The 3,886-nt window shown below is 73.4% G+C and carries 4 protein-coding genes; 2 read left to right on the top strand and 2 right to left on the bottom strand.

Annotation, left to right across the window (positions count from 1 at the left end):
* A partial coding sequence (locus EBH09_RS30000; protein WP_121750036.1) for an NAD(P)/FAD-dependent oxidoreductase occupies nt 1–1,626 on the bottom strand: 1,626 nt, incomplete at its 3' end.
* A gap of 169 nt (nt 1,627–1,795) precedes the next feature.
* Between EBH09_RS30000 and EBH09_RS29995 the strand changes: the two genes are divergently transcribed.
* A complete protein-coding gene (locus tag EBH09_RS29995; RefSeq protein ID WP_121750035.1) occupies nt 1,796–2,758 on the top strand; it encodes an LLM class F420-dependent oxidoreductase in 963 nt (320 codons plus the stop codon).
* A gap of 96 nt (nt 2,759–2,854) precedes the next feature.
* On the opposite strand, the gene EBH09_RS29990 is transcribed toward EBH09_RS29995, so the two are convergent.
* Nucleotides 2,855–3,373: a phage holin family protein gene (locus EBH09_RS29990; RefSeq protein ID WP_121750034.1), complete on the bottom strand. Its 519-nt coding sequence runs from the start codon at nt 3,371–3,373 to the stop codon at nt 2,855–2,857.
* 81 nt (nt 3,374–3,454) lie between these two features.
* Here EBH09_RS29990 and EBH09_RS29985 point away from each other — a divergent pair, with 81 nt between their 5' ends.
* A complete protein-coding gene (locus EBH09_RS29985) occupies nt 3,455–3,802 on the top strand; it encodes a VOC family protein (protein WP_121750033.1) in 348 nt (115 codons plus the stop codon).
* Nucleotides 3,803–3,886 lie beyond the last annotated feature (84 nt).

The raw sequence follows: 3,886 nt of genomic DNA, 5'->3' as shown, positions 1-3,886 counted from the left end.
GTTCTTGGCGGGCTCGCCACCGGGTTGGTTCTTGGCCGCCTCACCGCCGGGTTGGTTCTTTGCCGCCTCACCGCCGGGTTGGTTCTTGGCCGCCTCACCAGCCGGCCGGCTCTTGACCCGCTCACCACCCGGCTGATTCCGGGCGGGCTTCCCACCCGGCCGACTCCTGGCCGCCTCGGTGTCCGGCGCGCCCGTCGTCGGCTTGGTACCGGCGGGTTCGGGACTCGACCGGTGGCCGTCCGCGGACTCGGGGGCGTCCTGGCGCCCCGGGTCGTCTCCGCCCGCCGCGCCCTCCTTCTTCCGTGTCCCGGCGCTCCCCGCGCCGCCCGGCACCCGTGCCACCTCCGGCGAGGCCGACTCCAGCGGCACGGACCAGGACCGTACGAGGCCCAACTGGACGGCCTGGCGGGGCAGTACCGCGTCGAGCAGCCAGTCCGCGGCGACCCGGACCCGGTTGCCGGGCATCGCCGCCAGGTGGTAGCCCCGGGTGACCGCGCCCGCCGCCGGGCCGGACATCGGCAGGCCGAGCGGGTTGGCGGCGGCCTTCGCGCCGCCGAGGTCGACGACGAACCCCATGTCACGGTGGCGGTAGACCCGCCGTTCCCCGATGCCGAGCGACGCGGCGACGTTCTGGGCGCAGACCTTGCCGTGCCGCCAGGCGTGCTGCGCGGTCATCGGCGTGTACTGGCCCGGCTCGTGCAGGTCGGGCACCGCGGCCACGTCACCGCACGCGAACAGCTCGGGCCGCCCCGGCACCTGGAGGTGCGGGTCGACGAGCAGCCGGCCGCGTTCCATGGGCAGCCCGAGGGACTCCACCAGGGGGTCCGGCCGCACGCCCACGCACCACACCAGCGTGCGCGTGTCCACACTCGTACCGTCGGTCAGCAGGACCCCGTCGTGCGTGGCCTCCTTCACGGAGGTCCCCATCCGCACGTCGACGCCGCGCTGCCGCAGTACCCGTTCGGCGGTGCGGGAGAGCCGTTCGTCCATCTCGGGCAGGACCCGGGGCGCCACGTCCAGCAGCATCCAGCGGGGCCGCATGCCGGTGCGCATCGGATGCTTGCGGACCTGCGCGTCGGTGTACATCTGGCCGTGCGCGGCGACCTCGGTGCCGGTGTACCCGGCGCCGACCACGACGAAGGTGCACCGGGCGGCGCACTCCTCGCGGTCGCCGGCAGCGGCGGCCAGTTCCACCTGCCGCGTCACGTGATCGCGCAGGTACAGCGCCTCCGGCAGCCCGCGGAAGCCGTGGGCGTGCTCGGCGACGCCGGGAATGGGCAGCAGCTTGTTGACGCTGCCCGCGGCGAGCACCAGCCGGTCGAAGTGCAGGGTGCCCTCGCCGCCCTCCGGGTCGGTGTAGTGCACCGTGTGCCCGTCGAGGTCGATCCCGTCGGCCTCGCCGAGGACCAGCCGGACGCGGGGCAGGGTGCCCGAGAGGGACACGCTGACCCGGCGCGGTTCCAGGATTCCGGCGGCGACCTGGGGCAGCAGGGGCAGATAGAGGAAGTAGTCGGTCGGGTTGAGCAGGGTGATGTCGGCCTGGTGCCGGGTGAGCCGGGACAGGGTGCGGGCCGTCCGGTACCCGGCGAAGCCGGCACCGACGATCACGATGCGGGGTCGGCTCACGGTTCGCCTCCGGGCTGTCGCGTACCTCGTGAGCCTTCCGCGTCCCCCCGGCCAGGGCACCCAAACGTGCGCCGGGCCCGTGCGACGCCCCGCACCGCCGGTTTCCGGCCGGGCGCCCGGGTACCCGGGCCGAGACCCCACCCGTCCCATCTCCCGGAGGCGATCCCTCATGCCCGAGTACGGCTATTTCCTCTCATGCGAGCAGTACGGTCCGGCGGAACTCATCGAACAGGCGCGGATGGCCGAGCAGGCCGGATTCCAGGCTCTGTGGATCTCGGACCACTACCACCCCTGGAACGACGAGCAGGGGCAGAGCCCCTTCGTGTGGTCGGTGATCGGCGCGCTGTCCGACGCGGTGTCGCTGCCCATCGAGACGGCCGTGACCTGCCCGACCGTGCGTATCCACCCGGCGGTGGTGGCGCAGGCCGCCGCGACCAGCGCGGTGATGACGGACGGCCGTTTCCGGCTCGGCGTCGGCACCGGCGAGGCGCTCAACGAGCACATCCTGGGTGACGCCTGGCCGGCCGCGCACGTACGCCTGGAGATGCTGGAGGAGGCCATCCTGATCATGCGCCGGCTGTTCACCGGCGAGGAGGTCAACCACCACGGCACGCACTACACGGTGGAGAACGCCCGCCTGTACACCGTCCCGGACGAGCCGGTCCCGATCGACATCTCCGGTTTCGGCCCGGCGGCGACCAAACTGGCGTCCCGGGTCGGCGACGGCTACATCACGATGATGCCGGATACCTCGATGGTGGAGCAGTACCGCAAGGGCGGGGGCGGCGGGAAGCTGGTCAGCGGGGGCACGAAGGTCTGCTACGACACCGACCGGGAGGAGGCGGTACGGACCGTGCACCGGCTGTGGGCCAACGAGCAACTGCCGGGCGAGCTGGGCCAGGTGCTGCCTTCGCCGAAGCACTTCGAGCAGGCGCAGACCCTGGTCACCGAGGACATGGTCCGGGACAGCCGGGTGTGCGGCGACGACGTGGACGAGCACGTCTCGGAGCTGAAGGAGTTCGCCGACGCCGGCTTCGACCGCGTCTACGTCAACCAGATCGGCCCCGACCTGCGCGGCTTCTTCGACTTCTATCGCACGAAGGTGCTGCCGCAGCTCCAGCAGGGCGCCTGACCCTGCCTGCCCCGGCCTGACTCAGGCGGCCCGCCCCTCCACGGCGTTACGCCCCCCGGACGCGTGTCCGGGGGGCGTGGCTCTGGCCGCGGCCGGTCAGCCGCGGCTGTGCGGGGCCTCGGGGTCGATGTCGTCCCGGCGCGGCGCCGCCGGTCCGGTGCCGCCAGGAGCGGGCGTGCCCGCACCCGGGGCGCCGGTCGCGCCGCCGACGCCACCGGGCGCGACGGGCGGCATCGGCGGGTACGGCATGCCGAGTCCGCTCGGCGGCACACCCGGTGCGTCACCACCGACGGTGTGCTCGTGGCCGGCCCCCGGCCGGGACGCGTGGGGCCGGGCCGCACCGCGCAGCAGGTAGGCCACGACGCCCAGGAGGGCGGCCGTTATCAGCGCGGCGGCCCAGTCCGGCAGGCCGATGGCGAGGGCCAGGCCCACGGTGAGCGCGAGGGCGGCACCCGCGTACAGGGCGGCGGCACCGGACGCGGCGTACAGCGTGGCCTTGCGGCGCTGCTTCCGGGTCTGTTCCCGCAGCTCGTCGCGCACGGTCTCGCGTGCCACCTGCGCCAGTTCGTCGACCAGATGCTTGTCCAGGTGTTCCAAGTGATCCATGCGGTCCATACGTTGCGGGTACCCGCGGGCGGAACTTCCATGGCCGGGACCGGGAGTGGGACCCCGCCCCCGCCAACTAGGCTCGTCCGCATGGACATTCTGGGAGCCACACTGCGCATCTACGTCGACGACCTGGACAAGGCGATCCCCTTCTACGAAGGTCTGGCCGGCGGTCGGGCCCACCGCTTCGAACGCGGCGGTGTCGAAGTCGCCGCGGTCGGCTGCTTCCTGCTGATGAGCGGGCCCGAGTCCCAGCTCGAGGTGTTGCGCAAGGTCGCCGCGACGATCGCCGTGACGGACGTCGAGGAGACCCATCGTGTCCTCACCTCGCTGGGCGCGGACGTCATCGCGGGTCCGGTCCCGACGCCCGTGGGCCGCAACCTGATCGCCCGGCACCCGGACGGGGCGATCTACGAGTACGTGGACCGGCGGGGGTAGCCGGGGCAGCGGCGGGCCGGGCGGGCTCAGCCCCCGTCCGGCCGCATCCGGAAGTCGTGGCGGGCCGGCAGCGGTTCGTCGCCG

Source organism: Streptomyces sp. E2N166, from assembly GCF_003671715.1.
Taxonomy (GTDB): Bacteria; Actinomycetota; Actinomycetes; order Streptomycetales; family Streptomycetaceae; genus Streptomyces; species Streptomyces thinghirensis.
The sequence above is the reverse complement of the archived record's forward strand: the minus strand, read 5'-3'. Positions and strand labels throughout refer to the sequence as shown.